The organism is Microvirga sp. HBU67558, assembly GCF_018069605.1.
Taxonomy (GTDB): Bacteria; Pseudomonadota; Alphaproteobacteria; order Rhizobiales; family Beijerinckiaceae; genus Microvirga; species Microvirga terrae.
Genome location: NZ_JAGPUP010000540.1, coordinates 32,543 through 53,219, shown reverse-complemented (window position 1 = coordinate 53,219; position 20,677 = coordinate 32,543). Strand labels below are relative to the sequence as shown.

24 protein-coding genes are annotated in these 20,677 nt (G+C 67.1%); 15 read left to right on the top strand and 9 right to left on the bottom strand.

Annotated elements, in window-relative coordinates; genetic code table 11:
* The first annotated feature begins 60 nt into the window (after positions 1-60).
* Positions 61-954: a peptidylprolyl isomerase gene (locus KBI52_RS20565; RefSeq protein WP_210811105.1), complete on the top strand. Its 894-nt coding sequence runs from the start codon at positions 61-63 to the stop codon at positions 952-954.
* A gap of 66 nt (positions 955-1,020) precedes the next feature.
* On the opposite strand, the gene KBI52_RS20560 is transcribed toward KBI52_RS20565, so the two are convergent.
* Entirely contained in the window at positions 1,021-1,233 is a 213-nt protein-coding gene (locus KBI52_RS20560) for a hypothetical protein (RefSeq protein WP_173949932.1), read from the bottom strand.
* 163 nt (positions 1,234-1,396) lie between these two features.
* On the opposite strand from KBI52_RS20560, the gene argJ reads away from it, so the two are divergent.
* Positions 1,397-2,638, top strand: coding sequence for a bifunctional glutamate N-acetyltransferase/amino-acid acetyltransferase ArgJ (gene argJ / locus KBI52_RS20555; RefSeq protein WP_173949931.1), 1,242 nt, complete (start codon positions 1,397-1,399; stop codon positions 2,636-2,638).
* A 10-nt stretch (positions 2,639-2,648) separates the two neighbouring features.
* Here the strand turns inward: argJ and KBI52_RS20550 are convergent, their stop codons facing one another.
* A complete protein-coding gene (locus KBI52_RS20550; RefSeq protein WP_173949930.1) occupies positions 2,649-3,026 on the bottom strand; it encodes a hypothetical protein in 378 nt (125 codons plus the stop codon).
* A gap of 221 nt (positions 3,027-3,247) precedes the next feature.
* Between KBI52_RS20550 and KBI52_RS20545 the strand changes: the two genes are divergently transcribed.
* Together KBI52_RS20545 and KBI52_RS20540 are read left to right on the top strand one after the other, a co-directional pair.
* Entirely contained in the window at positions 3,248-3,661 is a 414-nt protein-coding gene (locus KBI52_RS20545) for a (deoxy)nucleoside triphosphate pyrophosphohydrolase (RefSeq protein WP_173949929.1), read from the top strand.
* A 9-nt stretch (positions 3,662-3,670) separates the two neighbouring features.
* Positions 3,671-4,600: a DMT family transporter gene (locus KBI52_RS20540; protein WP_173949928.1), complete on the top strand. Its 930-nt coding sequence runs from the start codon at positions 3,671-3,673 to the stop codon at positions 4,598-4,600.
* Here KBI52_RS20540 and KBI52_RS20535 read toward each other — a convergent pair.
* The 4 genes from KBI52_RS20535 to KBI52_RS20520 form a co-directional block, all read right to left on the bottom strand.
* Positions 4,584-5,018 carry a thioesterase family protein gene (locus KBI52_RS20535; protein ID WP_173949927.1) on the bottom strand — a complete coding sequence of 145 codons (435 nt, stop codon included), beginning with the start codon at positions 5,016-5,018 and terminating at the stop codon, positions 4,584-4,586. The genes KBI52_RS20540 and KBI52_RS20535 overlap by 17 nt on opposite strands.
* A gap of 7 nt (positions 5,019-5,025) precedes the next feature.
* A complete protein-coding gene (locus tag KBI52_RS20530) occupies positions 5,026-6,174 on the bottom strand; it encodes an iron-containing alcohol dehydrogenase (RefSeq protein WP_173949926.1) in 1,149 nt (382 codons plus the stop codon).
* 93 nt (positions 6,175-6,267) lie between these two features.
* Positions 6,268-6,633: a DUF427 domain-containing protein gene (locus KBI52_RS20525; RefSeq protein WP_173949925.1), complete on the bottom strand. Its 366-nt coding sequence runs from the start codon at positions 6,631-6,633 to the stop codon at positions 6,268-6,270.
* A 78-nt stretch (positions 6,634-6,711) separates the two neighbouring features.
* A complete protein-coding gene (locus KBI52_RS20520; RefSeq protein WP_210811100.1) occupies positions 6,712-7,596 on the bottom strand; it encodes a methyltransferase domain-containing protein in 885 nt (294 codons plus the stop codon).
* A 98-nt stretch (positions 7,597-7,694) separates the two neighbouring features.
* On the opposite strand from KBI52_RS20520, the gene KBI52_RS20515 reads away from it, so the two are divergent.
* Genes KBI52_RS20515 through KBI52_RS20500 form a run of 4 tightly spaced genes read left to right on the top strand, consistent with a single transcriptional unit; the run spans position 7,695 to position 10,156 of the window.
* Positions 7,695-8,477 (top strand): ComF family protein, encoded by a 783-nt coding sequence (locus KBI52_RS20515; RefSeq protein WP_210811098.1) that lies wholly within the window; start codon positions 7,695-7,697, stop codon positions 8,475-8,477.
* Positions 8,478-8,528: 51 nt separating this feature from the next.
* Entirely contained in the window at positions 8,529-8,786 is a 258-nt protein-coding gene (gene grxC / locus KBI52_RS20510) for a glutaredoxin 3 (protein WP_173949922.1), read from the top strand.
* 15 nt (positions 8,787-8,801) lie between these two features.
* Positions 8,802-9,665, top strand: coding sequence for a carbon-nitrogen hydrolase family protein (locus tag KBI52_RS20505; protein ID WP_173949921.1), 864 nt, complete (start codon positions 8,802-8,804; stop codon positions 9,663-9,665).
* Between the two features lie 44 nt (positions 9,666-9,709).
* The gene (locus KBI52_RS20500; RefSeq protein ID WP_210811097.1) at positions 9,710-10,156 is read left to right on the top strand and encodes a DUF1178 family protein; all 447 of its coding nucleotides are present in this window, start codon (positions 9,710-9,712) and stop codon (positions 10,154-10,156) included.
* 8 nt (positions 10,157-10,164) lie between these two features.
* On the opposite strand, the gene KBI52_RS20495 is transcribed toward KBI52_RS20500, so the two are convergent.
* Positions 10,165-10,488, bottom strand: coding sequence for a helix-turn-helix transcriptional regulator (locus KBI52_RS20495; protein ID WP_173949919.1), 324 nt, complete (start codon positions 10,486-10,488; stop codon positions 10,165-10,167).
* Between the two features lie 46 nt (positions 10,489-10,534).
* Between KBI52_RS20495 and KBI52_RS20490 the strand changes: the two genes are divergently transcribed.
* Positions 10,535-11,002, top strand: a complete 468-nt coding sequence (locus KBI52_RS20490; protein WP_210811093.1) for an SRPBCC family protein — start codon at positions 10,535-10,537, stop codon at positions 11,000-11,002.
* Between the two features lie 72 nt (positions 11,003-11,074).
* Positions 11,075-11,608, top strand: coding sequence for a metallophosphoesterase family protein (locus KBI52_RS20485; protein WP_210811088.1), 534 nt, complete (start codon positions 11,075-11,077; stop codon positions 11,606-11,608).
* 9 nt (positions 11,609-11,617) lie between these two features.
* Here the strand turns inward: KBI52_RS20485 and KBI52_RS20480 are convergent, their stop codons facing one another.
* On the bottom strand, positions 11,618-12,808 hold the full coding sequence (locus KBI52_RS20480; protein ID WP_210811085.1) for an MFS transporter: 1,191 nt from the start codon (positions 12,806-12,808) through the stop codon (positions 11,618-11,620).
* Positions 12,809-12,923: 115 nt separating this feature from the next.
* On the opposite strand from KBI52_RS20480, the gene KBI52_RS20475 reads away from it, so the two are divergent.
* Complete coding sequence (locus tag KBI52_RS20475) at positions 12,924-13,829, top strand: LysR family transcriptional regulator (protein WP_173949915.1); 906 nt, start codon at positions 12,924-12,926, stop codon at positions 13,827-13,829.
* A gap of 98 nt (positions 13,830-13,927) precedes the next feature.
* On the top strand, positions 13,928-15,148 hold the full coding sequence (gene nhaA / locus KBI52_RS20470) for a Na+/H+ antiporter NhaA (protein ID WP_210811082.1): 1,221 nt from the start codon (positions 13,928-13,930) through the stop codon (positions 15,146-15,148).
* Here nhaA and ubiG read toward each other — a convergent pair.
* Positions 15,117-15,860, bottom strand: coding sequence for a bifunctional 2-polyprenyl-6-hydroxyphenol methylase/3-demethylubiquinol 3-O-methyltransferase UbiG (gene ubiG, locus KBI52_RS20465; protein ID WP_210811078.1), 744 nt, complete (start codon positions 15,858-15,860; stop codon positions 15,117-15,119). The genes nhaA and ubiG overlap by 32 nt on opposite strands.
* 133 nt (positions 15,861-15,993) lie before the next feature.
* On the opposite strand from ubiG, the gene KBI52_RS20460 reads away from it, so the two are divergent.
* The 3 genes from KBI52_RS20460 (at position 15,994) to prfA (ending at position 20,677) form a co-directional block, all read left to right on the top strand.
* A complete protein-coding gene (locus KBI52_RS20460) occupies positions 15,994-17,232 on the top strand; it encodes an aspartate kinase (RefSeq protein ID WP_173949912.1) in 1,239 nt (412 codons plus the stop codon).
* A gap of 89 nt (positions 17,233-17,321) precedes the next feature.
* Positions 17,322-19,589 carry a phosphoenolpyruvate--protein phosphotransferase gene (gene ptsP, locus KBI52_RS20455; protein ID WP_210811074.1) on the top strand — a complete coding sequence of 756 codons (2,268 nt, stop codon included), beginning with the start codon at positions 17,322-17,324 and terminating at the stop codon, positions 19,587-19,589.
* The gene (gene prfA / locus KBI52_RS20450) at positions 19,589-20,677 is read left to right on the top strand and encodes a peptide chain release factor 1 (RefSeq protein WP_173949910.1); all 1,089 of its coding nucleotides are present in this window, start codon (positions 19,589-19,591) and stop codon (positions 20,675-20,677) included. The genes ptsP and prfA overlap by 1 nt, the downstream gene beginning before the upstream one ends.

Sequence of the window (20,677 nt, the reverse complement as noted above, 5' to 3'; positions counted from 1 at the left end):
CACATTCAGCCATCTGATCGTCGCTGTCCGTGGGCGATCACGCTCACCAGAGGAAACCACATGTCTCGCTCACTCAACGTTCGGAAGAGCCTCCTGACCCTCGGGGTCGCCCTGCCGTTCCTGGCCGGGGCCGCCCTCGCCCAGACTCCTCCCGCGCCCGCTACCTCCCCGGCCGCCGTGCCGGCCGTGGAGCCGTCCAAGGTCATCGCCCGCGTCAACGGCGTCGAGATCACGGAAGGGGACCTTGCCCTGGCGGCCGAGGATCCGGCCCTGCAGATGCCGAACGTTCCGGAAGCCCAGAAGCGTGATCTCCTGACCGGCTACATGATCGACCTGAAGCTCGGTGCCAAGGCGGCCGAGGCCGCCAAGGTCGGCAGCGGCGCCGAATTTGCCCGCAAGCTCGCCTATAGTCGCGACAAGACCCTGCTCGACGAGTATCTCGACCAGGAGGCCAAGAAGGCTGTCACCCCGGAAGCCGCGCGCAAGCTCTACGACGAGACCGTCAAGAGCGTCCCGGCCGAACAGGAGGTCCGCGCCCGCCACATCCTTGTCGAGAACGAGGACGAGGCCAAGAAGATCGCGGTCCGTGTGAAGGGCGGCGAGGACTTCGCCAAGGTGGCCGGCGAGGTCTCGAAGGACCCCGGATCCAAGACCGACGGCGGCGATCTCGGCTTCTTCACCAAGGATCGCATGGTCGAGCCCTTCGCCGAGGCCGCCTTCAAGCTCGAGCCCGGCCAGATCTCCGATCCGGTGAAGAGCCAGTTCGGCTGGCACGTGATCAAGGTCGAGGAGAAGCGCACCAAGCCGGCCCCGACCTTCGAGGAGACCAAGGACCAGGTCGAGACCTACCTGGCCCGCAAGGCGCAGCAGGATCTGATCATGGGTCTGCGCAAGAACGCCAAGATCGAGCGCCTGGACGACAAGGGCAACCTCGTCGAGCAGAAGCAGCAGTAAGCTCGGTTCCTCTCGTTCAAAGGGGCGGCCTTCAGGGCCGCCCTTTTCATTTCCTGTGCCTGACGACTACTTGTTCGTCCGGCCCATCCGGTTCGGATCGACGCCGCCTTCACGGGTGGTCTGGTTCTCCACGTCGCCCTGGAAGGTCGAGCCGCCATCGAGATCGCGCGGATTCTCGCCCGACATGGTGGTGCCCTTGGAGCGTCCGATGCCGGGATCGACATCCAGATCGCTGCGCGGGCGCTCCTGAGGTTTGGTCTTGGGGTGTTTGCCCGTCATGAAAGCCTCCATCGCTTGCAGACCGGGTCAACGGGGACACACCGGCTGCGTTCCGTGGACCTGACGGTTGCGTCCCAGCACCTTTGACTTGACAAAAAGCCTTAAAAAACCACAGGTCGCCTTTCCTAAACGGTATTCCATCCGCTCACCCGAGACCCATTGCATGTCCAAGTCCGTGTCTCCGCTCGCCCCCAAATCGTTTCCGACGCTTCCCGCCATCGACGGCGTCCGGATCGCAACGGCGGAGGCCGGGATCCGATACAAGAACCGTACCGACGTTCTTTATGTGACGCTGCCCAAGGACACGAGCGTGGCGGGCGTCTTCACACGCTCCAAATGCCCCTCGGCCCCGGTCGATTGGTGCCGCAAGAACCTTGGCAAGGGCACGGCCCGGGCACTGGTGGTCAATTCCGGCAATGCCAATGCCTTCACGGGCAAGAAGGGTGCGGAAGCGGTCAAGCTCACGGCTGACATCGCCGCCGAGGCCGCTGGCTGCCGGGCTTCTCAGGTCTTCATCGCCTCCACGGGCGTGATCGGCGAACCCCTCGACGCGACGAAATTCGAGAGCGTGCTCACGACCTGCGAGAAGAAGGCGAAGCCCACCGCCTGGCTCGATGCCGCCAAGGCCATCATGACCACGGACACCTTCCCGAAGGTGGCGACCCGCACGGCCACCATCGGCGGCGTCGAGGTGACGATCAACGGCATCGCCAAGGGTGCCGGCATGATCGCCCCCGACATGGCCACCATGCTGTCCTTCATCTTCACGGACGCGCCCATCGCCGCCCCGGTGCTGCAGACGCTCCTGAAGAAGGGCGCCGATAAGAGCTTCAACTGCGTGACGGTGGACAGCGATACCTCCACGTCCGACACGCTGCTCTTCTTCGCCACGGGAACGGCCGCCGCCAAGGGAGCCCCCGCGATCTCCCTGCCGAGCGACCGGCGTCTCAAGGAGTTCCGCAGCGCGCTCGAAGGCCTGCTGTGCGACCTCGCCCAGCAGGTCGCCCGCGACGGCGAGGGCGCGCGCAAGTTCGTGACCGTGAAGGTGACCGGCGCCACGGGCGCCACCTCGGCCAAGCGGATCGCCATGGCGATCGCCAACTCGCCGCTGGTGAAGACGGCCGTCGCCGGAGAGGACGCCAACTGGGGACGCGTGGTCATGGCCGTCGGCAAGGCGGGCGAACCGGCCGAGCGCGACAAGCTCGCGATCTGGTTCGGCGACATCCGGGTTGCCGTCAAAGGTGCCCGCGATCCGGAGTACGACGAGGCCAGAACCACCGCCTACATGACGGGCGACGAGATCACGATCCGGGTCGATCTGGGTCTCGGACGCGGCGAGGCTACGGCCTGGACCTGCGACCTGACCAAAGCCTACGTGGAGATCAACGGCGACTACCGGAGCTAACCCGGGCCTGTCACGGCACGACGACGACTTTCCGCCTCACGGTCACGCGCATCGGGCCACCGTACTGATTCATCCCCACGAAGGTGTAGGCGAACTCGTCCGGCCCCTGGTAACCCGGCTTGGACAGGTAGTAGGGTTTCAGATTGGTGACGCCCGCCTTGCCAACTTTGGGCTTCAGGGAGATCACCGTCTCCGAAATGGCACCCCGGATCCCGTTGAGATTGAAGGTGCAGCCTTTGCCCGACCGGACCGTCATATCGCCTTCGGTCTCGACAATGTCACCGTTGAAGTAGACAGCCTGAGCCGAGCAGTCCTGTGCCCGAACGGCACCGGACCAGAGCCCGCAGGCAAAAACGCACAGTCCTGAGACGATGATCTTTCTTGGCATTGGAGCCCCCGTTCCGCGCCATTTCGGCTGTCGTTGTATGATCCTCTCAGGAGTGCTGATCCTGAAGAGATCGTAACCGATCTCGGAAAATAATCCGGTTCTTCAAAATCCATACGTAATTACGTTTGTCAAGAATACCGAAATCAGTTCGCATCGATCCCAAAGCGCGATAAGAGAGCGATCACCATCCCAATGCTCACCCAACACCCGGCCAAGACCCTGTGCCCCCTCTCAAGCTCACCCTCGTCGTTGCCGTCGCCCTGATCGACATGGACAACCGCATCCTTCTGGCGCAGCGGCCCGAGGGCAAGCAGCTCGCCGGCCTGTGGGAGTTTCCCGGCGGCAAGGTGGAACCCGGCGAGCGCCCGGAGGAGACCCTGATTCGCGAGCTGCGCGAGGAGCTCGGCATCACGGTCAAGGAGCCCTGCCTCGCGCCGTTGACCTTTGCGAGCCATCCTTATGAGACCTTCCACCTTCTCATGCCGCTCTATGTCTGCCGGCGCTGGGAAGGCTTCGTTCAGCCGCTGGAGGGACAGGGGCTGAAATGGGTCAGGGCGCAGGAGCTGCGCTCCTATCCCATGCCGCCGGCCGACGAACCGCTGATCCCGTTCCTCGTCGACCTCCTGGGGCCCTGAAGAACGCCCATGTCGTCCCAGCAAGCAGCCGAAGCGGTTCCAGCCGTGCCTGCTCCCACGGCCGCCTTCGTCATCTCCAACCTGCTGATCTGCTCGTTTCTGTGGGGCAGCGCGCTCGTGCTCGTGAAACTGAGCGGGAACCTGAATCCCTTCGTGCTCGCCGCCATGCGCGGCCTGATCGGGGCCGCGACCCTGGCCCTGTGGTTCATCCTTCAGGGCAAGAGCATCCTGCCGCAGCGCCATGAATGGCGCATCTGGGCCGTGCTCGGGACCCTGAACGGCTGGCTGCCGAACGTGCTGGTGGCCTTTGCCCTGACGCGGATTCCCACCGCTCCCGCCGCCATGATCCAGGCCTCGTCGCCGCTGATCGTCGCTCTGATGTCCCATTGGCTGTTCGCCGACGAGCGGCTGACGCGGCAGCGCCTCGTCGGCGTACTCGTCGGCTTCCTCGGAATGGGCATCCTGATCGGACCCGCCGCCCTGCCGGACAGCGGCATCGACGCCATGGGCGTGCTGGTCATGGTGGCCGTCGCCTGCAGCTATGCGACGGCGAATATCTATGTGCGCAGCGTCCGGCAGGCGGAGCCGGCCAGGATGGCGCTCGGCCAGCAGATCTGCTCCGGCTTCGCCGCGACGGTTCTCGCCCTCGCGTTCGTCGGCCCCTCGGCCTTCGCGGCCGTCCCGGCGCATTGGGAGCCTCTCATCGCGCTCGGCGCCCTGTCCACGGCCCTGCCGATCCTGCTCTTCATGCACCTGATCCGTCGAACGGGTCCGACCCGGGCTTCGATGGTAGGCTATCTCGGGCCGTTCTGGACCACCGTCATGGCCGTGCTGTTCCTCAACGAGAGCATCGGCCTGCGCGAACTCACCGGAGGCGCCGTCGTGCTGGCGGGCGTCGCGCTGGTCTCCTTCACCGGACGGCTCAGGCGAGCTCGCTGAGCGCCGTGCGGGTCCCGTGCGGGATCTCCACCGGCCGCCGGGTGGCCCGGTCCACATAGACATGAACGAAATGGCCCTGGGCGGCGGCCTCATCGGCGCCTGTCTTGAAGATCCCGATCCGGTAGCGCACCGAGGAACGCCCGAGATGCGCGACCGCGATACCGGCCTCCAGCTGGTCGGGAAAGGCGACGCTCTCGAAATAGGTGCAGCCCGATTCCACCACGAGGCCGATGACCGGGCTCTCGGCAATGGCGAGCAGGCCCCTCTCGATGAGCCACGCGTTCACGGCGCTGTCGAAGTACGAGTAGTAGTGGACGTTGTTCACATGCCCGTAGGCATCGTTGTCCATCCAGCGTGTCGCGATGGGACGAAACAGCCGGAAGGCGGAGCGGTCGGGGCGCGTCGGACGATCTGACATGGATCCGTCACCAGGCCGCTTCGTAGATCGCGCGGGCATCCTCGAGGGCGAGCGACCGGGGATTGTTCACGAGAAGCCGCGTCTGCTTCATGGCATCCTCGGCCATCATCGGCACGGCCTCGCGGGGAATGCCCACATCGCGCAGGCGTGGCGGCAGCCCCACCCTCGCGCACAGGGCGGCGAGCGCCTCGACGAAGGTCGATCCGGTGGCCCGTCCCTCGAGGTCCGGAAATGCATGAGGCCCTAGTTCCGCATAGGCGGCCTCGCAGGCGGCCGCGTTGAAGCGCAGCACATGCGGCAGCACGAGAGCGTTGGACAGACCGTGCGGCACGCCGAAATGCCCGCCGATGGGATAGGCGAGCGCATGGACGGCCGCGACGGGCGAGTTGGCGAAGGCCTGACCGGCGAGCATGGAGCCGAGCAGCATGGCCGAGCGCGCCTCGATGTCCTGGCCATGATGCACCGCGCGTTCGATGTTGCGCCCGAGCAGCACCAAGGCCTCCTTCGCAAGCGCCCGGGAGAGTGGATTGTTGTTGGGACTTGTCGACGTATAGGCCTCGATGGCGTGCACCATCGCGTCGATGCCGGTCGCCGCCGTCACGGCCGGCGGGAGGTTTACGGTGAGATCCGGATCGAGCAGCGCGATATCGGGAATGAGGAGGGCCGAGACCACACCCTTCTTTTCGTGCGCCCCGGTGGTGACGATGGAGATCGGCGTGACTTCCGACCCGGTGCCCGCCGTGGTGGGAACGGCGAGCAGCGGCAGCCGCGGGCCCTTCGCGAGGCCGACCCCGTAGATCTCGGGAAGGTTTTCGTCGCTCGCAGCGAGAAGGGCGACGAGCTTCGCCACATCGATGGAGGAGCCGCCTCCGAAGCCGATCACGGCCCGCGCCTCGAACTCCTTCGCCCGGGCGGCGGCCGCCAGCACCACGTCCTCGGGCGGATCGGCAACGACCGCATCGAAGATGTCGACCACGATGCCGGCCTCCTCCAGCACCTGGAGAACGGGCGCGATCAACCCGGCCTTCACCAGTCCCGCGTCGGTTACCAGGAAGACGCGAGGACCGAGACGCTGGGCCGTGATCTCGCCCAGCCGGGTGATGCTGCCGGAGCCGACGATGAGGGACGGAGCGGTGCTGAAGGTGAAGGGCGACATGGATCTTCCCGGGATCGGGTCCTCTGCGCGAGAGATTGCCCCGGCCTCGGCGGGCCAGCAACCCGCCTGCGCTTCAGCCATTAGGACAAGACCCTAATCCTCGAATTCCTCGATGGCGTCCATCTTCTCAGGGTAGAAGGCGAGATGGCCCTTGATGGCCGCAACCGAGGGGGACGGCTCTTCATAGCTCCAGGCGGCGTTCTCCCGCACGAGTCCGCCGCCGTTGACTGTGAAATAGGACGCGTCGCCCTTGTAAGGGCAATGGGTCCTGTGCTCGGTGGGATCGAGGAGATCCATGTGGACGTCCTGGCGGGGGATGTACTGGACCGGCGGCAGGGTCGCTTCCTGCAGGGTCAGAGCCTGCGTGGTTTCGGCGACGATGAAGCCGCCGAGCATGACCCGGATTCGGTGGGGGTTCTTCGTGATGGTGATCGGATGATCCGGTCCGGGTTCTTTCATGGGTCCATGGCTTTCCAGAGAGGTCTTCTCAAGAATGAACATAGGGCAACCGGGTTGCAGCCCAAGGCGGGATGAGAATCACTTCTCGTCGACCGGAGGCGCCGGTGCTCCTTCCTTCACGCCCAGGGCATCGGCCAGGCGGGTCTTGGCAGAGCCGGGGCGCAGGGGCTTCTGCTGGCTTTCATGAGGCGACCAGCCGGAGAGCCAGACGATCTCGAAGCTCGCCGGAATGCGGCCGTCCGCATCGCCGAATCGCTCCGCATAGATCTCCGCCATCCGCATCAGGGTCGCGCGCCGGATGGGGGTCTTGCGCCGGTCATGCAGGGCGTTGGTCAGTCCCATCCGGCGCAGATCCTGCATGAGCGCGAAGGCATTGGCATAGCGCACCCGGACCATGTCCGAATCGGTGACCGGCAGGGCGAAGCCCGCCCGCTGCAGCAGACCGCCGATGTCGCGCAGATCGGCGAAGGGCGCTACCCGTGGACTCACGCCGCCCTCGATCTCGGCTTCGGCCTGGGTCAGGGACTGGCGCAGTTCGGTCAGGGTGGAGCCGCCGAGGAGCGCGCCGATGAACAGGCCGTCGGGTTTCAGCGCCCGGCGGATCTGGATGAGCGTTCCGGGCAGATCGTTGACGCCCTGCAGGGCCAGAAGCGACACCGCGAGATCGAAGCGCTCGCCCGAGAACGGCAGGCGCTCCTCGTCGCCGAGAATGCTGCCCGCCTCCGGCACCGGCGCCAGCCGGACCACCGTCTCGGCGCGTCCGCTCCGGCGCAGGATCTCGGCGGCGGCAGGCGTCGGCGTGCCCACGTCGAGCGCGAGGGAGAAGGTCCGCAGCACCGTGGAAAGGCGCTCCTCCAGATCCTCGACGGCGCGGACCAGAAGGAAATCGGCATAACCCTGGTGCAGCGCACGCGCCAGACGGCGGCGGACAAGGGAGCGATCGAAAACGAGAGGCGTGCTCATGAGGCGCTGGATATGGCGTGTGCGAGGCCGGGAACCAAGGATTATTTTGTCCGCCCGCAACGGATGCCAGGAGCCGGTCCATCGGCTAAGCTTGTCCCATGAGCGAGCCTGCCGACAACCAGCCGAATCCGCTGAGCGCCCGCTTCCGGACGGGTGCGAGGGAGGCATGGCATTCGGCTCTCGGCCTCCTCTATCCGCCGACCTGCATCGCCTGCCAGGCCGCCACCGGCGAGCCTCACGCCCTTTGCGCCGGCTGCTGGTCGCAGATCCGCTTCATCGAGCGGCCCTTCTGCGAGCGGCTCGGGACGCCGTTCGCGGTGGATTTGGGTCAGCCGCTGGTCTCGCCGGCCGCCATGGCCGATCCGCCGGTGTTCGGGCGCGCCCGCGCGGTGGCGGAATACGACGGCGCGGCGAGCCTGCTCGTGCACCGGCTCAAATACAACGACCGTCTGGAACTCGCCCGCGCCCTGGGCGGGATGATGGTCCGGGCCGGCGCCGAGCTGCTCCGGGAGGCCGACGTAATCGTCCCCGTGCCGCTCCATCGCTGGCGTCTGTGGCGACGGCGGTTCAATCAGGCGATGGCTTTGGCTCAGGCCGTTTCGGCGCAATGCAGCGTCCCTTGCGACCCGTTCCTGCTCACACGCGTCAAGCACACCCGCCGCCAGGTCGGGCTCACCAAGGCGCAGCGTCAGGAGAACCTCCAGGGCGCCTTCCGCGTGCCCCCTGAGGCGAAGGCCAGGCTGAAAGGCGGGCGCGTGCTCCTCGTCGACGATGTGCTGACCACCGGCGCCACGGCCAATGCGGCGTCGCGGGCGCTCCTGCGCGGGGGTGCGGTCTGCGTGGATATTCTGGCCTTCGCCCGAGTTGTCCAGGAGTTGTGATCCGAGCGCCAGGCTCCCTATATCCTCGCCATTAAAGGAGATCTCTCTGTCATGCCATCCATCACGATCTATACGAAGAGCTGGTGCCCCTATTGCTCGGCGGCCAAGAAGCTTCTCGGCGAGAAGGGCGTCGCCTTTACCGAGATCGACATCGAGAAGAAGCCGGAAGCCAGGGCCGAGATGATCCAGCGGGCCAACGGGCGCTCCACGGTCCCGCAGGTTTTCATCGGCGAAAAGCATGTCGGCGGCTGCGATGACCTGTATGCTCTTGATGACAGGGGCCAGCTTGAGCCTTTATTGCAGGCCTGACGGAGACCAGAATTCATGACCTCGACCCGCTTCACCGCCGCCTGCGTCCAGATGCGCTCCGGACGCGACGTCCTCAAGAACCGCGACGATGCGGTCGCGCTGGTGCGCGAAGCGGCCTCCCAAGGCGCGCATTTCGCCCAGACGCCCGAGATGACCTCCCTGGTCTGCCGGGACCGGGCGGAGCTGTTCGACAAGGTCGGGCCCGAGGCGCAGGATCCGGTGCTTGCCGCCCTGCGCGAGGTGGCGCGGGAGCGGAACATCGTAGTCCAGATCGGCTCCATCGCGGTCAAGGAGGGCGACAAGGTCGCCAACCGGGCTTTCCTCATCGGCCAGGACGGCGAGGTGATCGCCTCCTACGACAAGATCCACCTCTACGACGTGGATCTGCCCAATGGCGAGAGCTGGCGCGAATCGGCCACCTATACGGGCGGCGCCTCCGCCGTGGCCGCAGAAACGCCCTGGGGCTATCTCGGCATGACCATCTGCTACGACGTGCGCTTCGCCGCCCTCTACAAGGCACTGGCCGATAACGGCGCCTCGTTCCTCTCGGCGCCGGCCGCGTTCACCCGGCAGACCGGAGAGGCCCATTGGCATGTGCTGCACCGGGCGAGAGCCATCGAGACAGGCTCCTTCATGATCTCCGCCGCTCAGGGCGGCCTTCACGAGGACGGGCGCGAGACCTTCGGCCATTCGGTCATCATCGACCCCTGGGGGCGGGTGCTGGCGGAAGGCGGCACGGCGCCCGGCGTGTTCCTGGCCGAGATCGACACCGCCCTCGTGGCGGACGTGCGCGGCCGGATCCCGACCCTCAAGAACGCGCGGCCGTTCAGGGTCGAGGTCGTTCCCACCATCGAGACGGATCGGGCGGCCATCGCCTGATCCCCTTCTCATTCCCGGTCCGAATCCTTAAGTCCCACCGAGAGATGATCAAGTATGCCCTGGCCTGCGAGCAGGCCCATGAGTTCGAGAGCTGGTTTCCGTCGAGCGATGCGTTCGAGACGCAGCGCAAGCGCGGCTTCGTGACCTGTCCGTTCTGCAACTCGGCCAAGGTCGAGAAGCAGATCATGGCGCCAGCCATAGCGCGCACGGACAAGCCCCCGAAGGTACCAGCGCCGGAAGCCCAGCCCGTTGCGGTTCTCTCCGAGCGGGAACGGGAGCTGCGCGCCGCCCTGCGGGCCCTGCGCGAGCACGTCATGAAGAACGCCGAGGATGTCGGCAAGGGCTTCGTCGAGGAAGCGCGCAGGATGCATTACGGCGAGACGGAAGAGCGCTCGATCTACGGCGAGGCGGATCTTGCCGAAGCCAAGGCGCTGCTGGAGGAAGGCATCGACGTCCTGCCTCTGCCGGTCGTGCCGGACGATCGGAACTAGGCCGCGCCCTACCCTTCCAGATCGGTCTTCAACCGGTCGAGCATCTCCACGGCCCGGCCGGCATAGGCACCGATCCAGCGGTCGTAGATCTGCTTGATCGGCAGCGGATTGAGGTGGTTCCAGCGCTCGCGTCCTTCGCGCTTCGCAATCACGAGATCCGCGCCTTCCAGAACCTTCAGGTGCTGCATCACCGTGCAGCGGTCGAGCGCGGGGAATCGGGCGCACAATGCCCCCGTCGTCTGCGGCCTGTCCTTCAAAGCGTCGAGGATGTCACGACGGATCGCGGCCGATAAGGCTTTGAATACGCGATCATTCTGATCATCGCTTGACATGTTATATTTCTATAACATGATGACAGGACGCGCAAGGAGGCCCGTGATGGATCTGACGTTCAAAGTATCCGCCAGGATTGCCAAGCCGGTCGCTGAGGTGTTCGAGGCCGTGGTCGATCCCGCCGAGCTGTCGCGCTACTTCACGACCGGCGGCGCCAAGGGCCGCCTCGAGACCGGAGCGACCGTCACGTGGGATTTCCATGACTTCCCGGGGGCCTTTCCGGTCTGGGTGGTCGAGGTGGTGCCGGACAAGCGGATCGTCCTGCAATGGGAGGCCGGCGACGAGCCATCAGGCGACGCGCCCGGCCGCTACCGGACGACGGTCACGATGACATTTGAACCGCTCGATGACGGACAGCGGACCCTGGTCTCGATTTCGGAGGAAGGCTGGCGCGACACGGAGGCCGGCCTGAAATCGTCCTACGGCAACTGCCAGGGCTGGACGCAGATGCTCTGCGCTCTCAAGGCCTACAAGGAATATGGCGTCAACCTGCGGGACGGCATGTTCAAGTAGGCGCCTGGCGGAACAGGGCTCGGCCTTTTCAGCTTATGCCTCATCGGAAACGACGATGAGGATGAGCTTCCCTTGGCGGTTTTCTTCACCAGCGACACCCATTTCGGTGATCCCCGGGTGCTGCGGATCGACAAGCGGCCGTTCAGGACGATCCCCGAGCACGATGCCGCTCTCGTGGCCAACTGGAACGAGGCTGTCTCCCCCGAGGACGAGGTCTGGCACCTGGGTGATTTCGCCCTGCACGTTCGCCCGGAACGGATCGAGGAACTGCTCGGGCTCCTCAACGGCCGCAAGCATCTGATCTCTGGCAACAACGACGGATCGGCGACCCTTGCGGCGAAGGGCTGGGAGAGCGTTCAGGCCTATGCGGAACTGATGCTCGACGGCCATGCGCTCGTCATGTGCCACTACGCGTTTCGCACGTGGAAGAACATGGGCCGCGGCTGGATTGACCTGCACGGCCACTCGCACGCCAAGCTGAAGCCCCAGACGCGCCAGTTCGACGTGGGTGTGGATGCCTTCGACTACCGCCCCGTCAGCCTGGAGACGATCCTGGCCTCCCGGACGCGACGCCGGAAGGCCAGTGCTGAAATGGTAGACGACTGAACGATGCTGTCAGAAAGGAGCTTTCACAGGCTCCAGCACCGGGGACGCCTCGGCGCGGTCGAGCCTGCGGCTCCACAGGGCCAGGGCGAGGCCGGAGGCGGGCAGCAGCGCCGCCACCCATGGGATCGAACCGAGGCCCAGCCCGTGATCGATCACGAAGCCGCCGAGCCAAGCGCCAAGGGCGTTGCCGAGATTGAAGGCCGCGATGTTGAGGCTCGAGGCCAAGCTCTGGCCGGCGCCGTCGGCCTTCTCCAGAACCCACATCTGCAGCGGCGGCACGGTCGCAAAGGCGGCGGCGCCGAGCAGGCCCACGAAGGCGACCGCCAGGACCTTGTCGTGAACGCCCAGCGTCATGGCGGCCAGCACTACGGCCAGCAGGCCGAGGGACCCGAGCAGGGTCGCCATCAGGCGCCGGTCGGCGAGCCTGCCGCCAAGGAGGTTGCCGAGCACGAGGCCGCCGCCGAAGACGAGCAGGATCGGCGACACCGCCTCCTCCGAGAAGCCGGTGATCTGGGTCAGGATCGGCGCGATATAGGTGAAGACCGCGAACACGCCCGCATAGCCGAGCACCGTGGTAAGCAGCCCGAGCAGCACCGGCCGGCGCGCCAGCACCGTGAGTTCGTCCGCGAGGCTGCCGCCCTCGGCCGTGTCCTGGCGATCCTTGGGCACGAAGAGCGCGATCACGGCGAGCGCCGCGACGCCCACGAGGGTCACTGCCCAGAAGGTAGCGCGCCAGCCGTAGGCCTGGCCGAGCCAGGTGCCGAACGGGACGCCCAGGATGTTGGCCACCGTGAGGCCGGTGAACATCACCGCGATGGCCGAGGCCTTCTTGTCGCCCGGCACGAGGCTCGTGGCGACGACCGAGCCGACACCGAAGAAGGTGCCGTGGGCGAAGGCCGTCAGCACCCGGGCCGCCATGAGGGTCGCGTAGTCCGGCGCGACCGCGCAGGCGAGATTGCCCAAGGTGAACACGACCATGAGGGCGAGGAGCACGGTCTTGCGCGACCAGCGGCCGGTCACGGTGGTGAGGAGCGGCGCCCCGACCACGACGCCGAGAGCATAGCCGGAAATGAGCAGGCCCGCGGCCGAGATCGAGACGCCGAGATCGGCGCTCACCTGCAGCAGCAGCCCCATGATGACGAATTCCGTGACCCCGATGCCGAAGGCACCGGCCGTCAGGGCGTAAAGAGCGAGAGGCATGAGAAGCACGTCCTTGAGAGGAGCGGCAAGAGCCGCATGGTGGGCGCAAGATGGACGCCGATCCGCTTATGAACTAGCCTGCCGCCTGGAATAGAATTTGTGAGTTGAAGTCACAATGGCGCGCATGGAGGTCAACCGGTCGGGCGAGATGGAGGTCTTCGTGCGGGCGGTCGATCTCGGCGGCTTCTCGGCCGCCGCGCGCGCCCTGCGCCTCACGCCCTCGGCGGTGAGCAAGCTCGTCGCCCGGCTGGAGAGCCGCCTCGGCGCGCGGCTCGTCAACCGCTCGACCCGCAAGCTCCAGCTGACGCCGGAAGGAGCGGCCTTCTACGACCGCGCCGTGAGGGTCTTGGCCGATCTCGACGAGGCCGAGCGCGGCGCCGCCTCGGGGGCTGTCCCGCGCGGCCGCCTGCGGGTGAACACGAGCGTCCCGTTCGGCACCCACCGCCTGATCCCCCTCCTGCCCGGCTTTCTCGCCCGGCATCCCGAGGTGACCGTGGAGGTGACGCTGACCGACGCAGTGGTCGACCTGCTGGAGGACCGGGCCGACGTGGCCATCCGGGTCGGGCCCTTGAAGTCCTCTCAGCTCGTGGCGCGCAAGCTCGCCGAGAGCCGGATGGTGCTGGTGGCCGCGCCCGCCTATCTGGACCGCCACGGCACGCCGCGGAGCCCGGAGGATCTCGCCCGGCACAACCTGCTCGGCTTCAGCTTCGCCCGCCAGAGCAACGGCTGGCCATTCCGGGACAGGGAGGGCAACGTGACCGTGGTCGTACCGACCGGCAACGCCCAGGTCAGCGACGGGGAGTCGATGCGGCTCCTCGTGCTCACCGGCCTCGGCATCAGCCGCCTGTCCAGGATTCATGTCGGGCCCGACATGGAGGCGGGCCGGCTCGTTCCGGTGCTGGAGGCCTACAATCCCGGCGATATGGAAAGCATCCACGCGGTCTATGTGGGCGGCGGCCACCTGCCCGCCCGGGTCAGGGCCTTCCTGGATTATCTCGTCGAGATCCTGCGCCCGGACTGAGCAGAGTTGCTCCTGGTTTTGTCATTGGACGCTTGCCAGGCGGGGCGCTTTACCCGAACCATTCGCCTCACGCCCAGTTGAGGTTGCAGGAGACGTCCATGGACCAGCCGAAAGCCGACCTGAAGCCTCAACGCCGCGTCTCCCTGATGCGCCGGTTCTTCGACAGCGAGGCCTCCGGCGGCATGATCCTCATGGGCGTCACGGTGATTGCGCTGGCGGTCGCCAACTCGCCCCTGGCCGGGGCCTATTTCGGCGTTCTGAAGACCTACGTGCTGGGCCTGAGCGTCCTTCACTGGATCAACGACGCGCTCATGGCGCTGTTCTTCCTGCTGGTGGGGCTCGAGATCAAGCGCGAGATGCTGGACGGGCAGCTCTCCACCTGGCCGCGCCGGATCCTGCCCGGGGTCGCGGCCTTGGGCGGCATGGTCGTGCCGGCGCTCGTCTATCTCGCGGTCACCCGCAACGAGCCGCAGCTCCACCACGGCTGGGCGATCCCGACCGCCACCGACATCGCCTTCGCGCTGGGCGTGCTGGCCATCCTCGGGTCACGGGTGCCGAAATCCCTCACCATCTTCCTGACGGCGCTCGCCATTCTGGACGATCTCGGGGCGATCATCGTCATCGCGGTCTTCTACACGAGCGATCTCTCGCTTCCGATGCTCGCCGGGGCGGCCCTGTGCCTGCTCGTGCTCGTCGCCCTCAACCGCTTCGACGTCACGTTCCTCCTGCCCTATCTCGTCATCGGCGCGGTGCTGTGGGTCTTCGTGCTGAAGTCCGGTATCCATGCGACCCTTGCGGGCGTGGCGCTGGCCCTCACGATCCCTCTCCATGCGAACCCGAAGAAGACCAGGGCGGAGGATTCGCCCCTGCACAGGCTCGAGCACACCCTGCAGCCCTGGGTCGCCTATGCGGTCATTCCGATCTTCGGCTTCGCCAATGCGGGCGTGTCGCTCTCCGGCCTGTCCCTCGACGGCCTTCTGAACCCGCTGCCGCTCGGCATCGCGCTCGGCCTCTTCATCGGCAAGCAGGTGGGCGTCTATGCCTTCTCCTATGCGGCCGTCCATCTGGGCTTCGCCGACATGCCGGCCGGCGCGACGCGCGCCCAATGCTACGGGGTCGCGCTGCTCTGCGGCATCGGCTTCACCATGAGCCTGTTCATCGGCGCCCTCGCCTTCCCGGACCAGCCGGAACTGGGAGACGCCACCAAGATCGGGGTGCTCATGGGCTCCGTCCTCTCGGGACTGGCGGGCTATCTCGTGCTCCGCGTCGCCCCGCGGGAGCAGCCGCTCAGGCCTTCGCGGCCAGCAGCATATAATTGACCCCCGTGTCGCGGGACAGGGACCAGCTGTCCCGCAGCGGGCTGTACGCGACGCCCGTGAGGTCATGGACGGAAAAGCCCGCCGCGCGGATCGCATCCTTCAGCTCGTCGGGCGTGACGAACTTGTCCCATTCATGGGTGCCCTTCGGCAGCCAGCCGAGGATGTATTCGGCCCCCACGATGGCTGATGCGAAGGAGCGCAGGGTCCGGTTGATCGTCGCCATGGCGAGGCAGCCGCCGGGCTTCACCGCCCGGACGCAGGCCTCCACGAAGGCCTGCCGGTCGGCCACGTGCTCCACCACCTCCATGGCGAGCACCAGGTCGAAGGCCTCCCCCCGGGCCACCACGGCCTCCACCGTCTCGTCGCGGTAATCGACCGGAACGCCAGCCCGCTCGGCATGGAGCCGGGCGACCGAGATGTTGGTGGGCGCCGGATCGAGCCCGGTCACCCGGGCGCCCAGGCGCGCCAGGGGCTCGGAAAGCACGCCGCCGCCGCAGCCCACGTCGAGAATCGTGATCCCCTCGAGCGAACGGGCCGAGCGCGGGTCGCGCCCGAAGCGGCGGCAGGCCTCGTCCCGGATATAGGCCAGGCGCACCGGATTGAACTTGTGCAGGACCTTCATGGGGCCCTTCGGATCCCACCATGTCTCGGCGATCTTCTCGAATCGAGCGACCTCGGCCGGGTCGATGGTCGTGGATGCGCCGTGGGTCATCGGAACCTATTTCCTCAAGGCAAAGAAATGCTTTCCGCGCGTTGACAGGGCGCGGACCTGCCGTCATGTATACGCGCCTTTTCGCGGCGCGAAGGGGCAAAATTTCAATTTCACATCACGGCCTTCTTCGCCCATGCCCCGTCTTGTCATGAAGTTCGGCGGAACCTCCGTCGCCACCGTAGAGCGCATCCGCAACGTGGCGCGGCATGTCAAACGCGAGGTCGAGGCCGGCTACGACGTGGCCGTCGTCGTGTCCGCCATGGCGGGCAAGACCAACGAGCTCGTCGGCTGGGTCAAGGACGCCTCCGCCCTCTACGATTCGAAGGAATACGACGTGGTCGTCGCCTCCGGCGAGCAGGTCACGTCCGGCCTTCTCGCCATCGCGTTGCAGGAAATGGGCCTCAAGGCGCGTTCCTGGCAGGGCTGGCAGATCCCGATCATGACCTCCGAAGCCCATGGCTCGGCGCGGATCGCCGCCATCGACGGCACGGGGATCCTGAAAGGTTTCACGGACAGCCGGGAGGTCGCCGTCGTGTCCGGCTTCCAGGGCGTCCACCAACCCACCGGGCGCGTCACGACCCTGGGCCGGGGCGGCTCGGACACGAGCGCCGTGGCGCTCGCCGCCGCCGTCCAGGCCGAGCGCTGCGACATCTACACGGATGTGGACGGCGTCTACACCACCGATCCGCGCATCGTGCCCAAGGCCCGGCGCCTGGACAAGGTTTCCTACGAGGAAATGCTGGAAATGGCCTCGCTGGGGGCCAAGGTGCTTCAGGTGCGCTCGGTCGAGCTCGCCATGATGCATCGCGTGCCGACCTACGTGCGCTCCAGCTTCGACGATCCCGCCGACCCCAAGCTCGGCACCCTCATCTGCGACGAGGAAGACATCATGGAACAGCAGGTTGTCACGGGCATCGCCTATTCGCGCGACGAAGCCCAGATCACGCTGCGGGACATCGCCGACAAGCCGGGCATCGCGGCCTCGATCTTCGTGCCCTTGGCGGACGCCAACATCAACGTGGACATGATCATCCAGGTGGTGTCCGACAACGCCGCCACCACGGACCTGACCTTCACGGTGCCCACGGCCGATTACGAGCGGGCCTGCGCGATCCTCAACACCCATCGGGACGAGATCGCCTTCAAGGAGCTCCAGGGCGCGACCGACGTGGTGAAGGTCTCGGCCATCGGGGTGGGCATGCGCAGCCATGCGGGCGTCGCGGCGCGCGCCTTCAAAGCATTGGCCGACAAAGGCATCAACATCCGGGCGATCACCACCTCGGAGATCAAATTCTCGGTTCTGATCGAATCGGCCTACACGGAGCTTGCCGTGCGCACGCTCCACTCGCTATACGGCCTTGATCAAGCCTGATTGACGAGGGAACTGTCGGGCTGCGACATTCATCATAGGTAGCCGCCGGTTCGCCCTGCCGGCTCGTGAAGGACGGGAACAGTAAGCTCATGCCAAGCGCTCCCGGCGGTCCGCGCCTTCTGCTGCGCCGCCTCCGCGAGATCATGGCGGAGCCGGTCGGGGCGCAGGACCGTCTCGACAAGATCGTCACCCAGATCGCCGCCAACATGGTCGCGGAGGTGTGCTCCGTCTACGTGATGCGCGGCGACGGCGTGCTCGAGCTGTTCGCCACGGAAGGCCTGAACCGGGAGGCCGTCCACCTCACCATCATGCGCTCGGGCGAGGGTCTCGTCGGCCTCATCGCGTCGACCGCCGAGCCCCTGGCCCTGTCCGACGCCCAGAGCCACCCGGCCTTCTCCTACAAGCCCGAGACGGGCGAGGAGATCTACCACGCCTTCCTGGGCGTGCCGCTGCTGCGGGCCGGCAACACGCTGGGCGTCCTGGTCGTCCAGAACCGCACCTACCGGGTCTATGCCGAGGAGGAGGTCGAGGCGCTCCAGACCACCGCCATGGTGGTGGCCGAGATGCTGGCCACGGGCGAGCTGCAGGCCCTGGCGCCCGTCGACACGGGCATTGCGCTCCGCCGCCCCGTCTACCAGAAGGGCGTCGCGCTCGCCGACGGGGTGGGCCTCGGCCATGTGGTGCTCCACGAGCCCCGCGTGGTGGTCAAGAACCTCATCGCCGAGAACAGCGAGGCCGAGCTCAGGCGCCTGGACTCGGCCATCGCCGAGGTGCGGCTGTCCATCGACGAGCTGATCGAGCGCGGCGACGTGGCTCATCACGGGGAGCACCGGGAGGTCCTGGAGACCTTTCGCATGTTCGCCCACGACCAGGGCTGGCTCCGGCGCATGCGCGAGGCCGTGGCCTCGGGCCTGACGGCGGAAGCCGCCGTCGAGCGCGTCCAGTCCGACAACCGCGCCCGCATGCTGCGCCAGACCGACCCCTACCTGCGCGAGCGCCTGCACGACCTCGACGACCTCGCCAACCGCCTGCTGCACCGCCTGGTCGGGCGCGACCTGGTGGCCGAACGGGAGCAGCTGCCGGAAAATGCCATCCTGGTGGCCCGCTCCATGGGCCCGGCGGCGCTCCTCGACTACGACCGCTCGCGCCTGCGCGGCGTCGTGCTCGAGGAGGGCGGACCGACGAGCCACATCGCCATCGTGGCCCGGGCGCTCGGCATCCCGGCCGTGGGCGAGGTGTCGAACGCCACCTCCCTGACCGAGCCGGGGGACGCCATCATCGTGGACGGCGCGGCCGGCGAGGTGCAGATCCGGCCCAATCCCGACGTGGAGGCGGCCTATGCCGAGAAGGCGCGCCTCCGGGCCCGCCGGCAGGAGCAGTATCTCAAGCTGCGCGACGTGCCGGCCGTCACTCGGGACGGGGTCGAGGTCACCCTGCAGATCAATGCCGGGCTGGTGGTCGACCTGCCGCATCTCGCCGAGACCGGAGCGGCCGGCGTGGGCCTGTTCCGCACCGAGCTGCAGTTCATGATCGCCGAGCGCATGCCCTCGGCGACCGAGCAGCAGGCGCTCTACAGCACGGTCTTCGCGGAGGCCGGCGACCGGCCCGTGACCTTCCGCACCCTCGATATCGGGGGCGACAAGATCCTGCCCTACATGCAGTCCGTCGAGGAGGAGAACCCGGCCCTCGGCTGGCGGGCCATCCGGATCGGGCTCGACCGGCCGGGCCTGCTGCGCGCCCAGGTCCGGGCCCTGCTCAAGGCGGCGGCCGGACGGCCGCTGAAGATCATGTTCCCCATGGTGGCGACCTGCGACGAGTTCGAGCGCGCCAAGCAGATCGTCGAGCGGGAGAAGGCGCATCTGGCCAACCACAGCCACCCCCTGCCGTCGGACCTGAAGCTCGGCGTCATGCTGGAGGTGCCCTCGCTCCTGTTCCAGCTCAAGGAGATCTGCGAGAGCGCCGATTTCATCTCGCTGGGCACCAACGACCTGATGCAGTTCTTCTTCGCCATCGACCGCGAGAACCGGCGCGTGGCGGACCGGTTCGACCCGTTGAGCGCCCCCATGCTGCGGGCCCTGAACATGGTGGCCGAGCAGGCGCAGGCGGCCGGCTGCCTGGCGACCGTGTGCGGCGAGATCGGCGGGCGCCCCCTCGAGGCCATGGCCCTGATCGGCCTCGGCTTCCGCTCGCTCTCCATGTCGCCGGCCGCGATCGGGCCCGTGAAGGCCATGCTGCTGGAAATGAACGTCGCGGAACTCAGCGCCCTGATCCGCGAGGAGCTGAAGAACGCCGGGGGCGGCGAAACGCTGCGTCCCAAGCTCGCCCATTTTGCGGAAACCCATGGTATTCCGGTCTGATGTCGATTGCCCCACCCTCTGATCGCCTGAACGCCATCCTGGCCCGCCATGACATCATCACGGCGACGCTCAATGCCGGCCCGGATCCCGAGACCTTCGTGGCCCTCTCTCGCGAATTGTCCGAACTCGACGGCGTGGCGGACGCCATCCGGGCCTATCGCGCCATGGAGGACAACCTGAACGGCCTCCAGGCCCTGATCGACGATTCCGGGACCGATGCCGAGATGCGCTCCCTCGCCGAGGACGAGCTGCCCCAGGCCCGCGCGGACCTGGAGAAGGCCGCCCAGGACCTGCGCATCATGCTGCTGCCCCGGGACGAGGCCGACGAGAAGAGCGCCATTCTGGAAATCCGCGCCGGCACCGGCGGCGACGAGGCGGCCCTCTTCGCAGGCGACCTGCTGCGCATGTACACCCGCTATGCGGACCTGAAGGGCTGGAAGGTCGAGATCGTGTCCGAGAGTGAGGGCACGGCCGGCGGCTACAAGGAAGTCGTGGCCGAGATCAAGGGACGCGGGGTGTTCGCCCGGCTGAAGTTCGAGAGCGGCGTCCATCGGGTGCAGCGCGTGCCGGACACGGAAACCCAGGGCCGCATCCACACCTCCGCGGCCACCGTGGCGGTGCTACCCGAAGCCGAGGACGTGGACGTCGTGATCAACGACGCCGACCTGAAGATCGACACCATGCGGGCGCAGGGCGCGGGCGGCCAGCACGTGAACAAGACCGAATCGGCGATCCGCATCACCCATCTGCCGACCGGCATGGTGGTATTCGTCCAGGACGAGCGCTCCCAGCACAAGAACCGTGCCCGCGCCATGGCGCTCCTGCGCGCCCGCCTCTACGACGCCGAGCGCACCGCCAAGGACGCCGCCCGGGCCGCCGACCGCAAGGCCCAGGTCGGCTCCGGCGACCGCTCCGAGCGCATCCGCACCTACAACTTCCCCCAGGGGCGCGTGACCGACCACCGGATCAACCTGACCCTCTACAGGCTGGAGGAGGTGATCGGCGGCCAGGCCCTGGACGAGCTGATCGACGCGCTGGTCACCGAGCATCAGGCGGCCCAGCTCGCCGCCCAGGATCAGGCGGCGTGA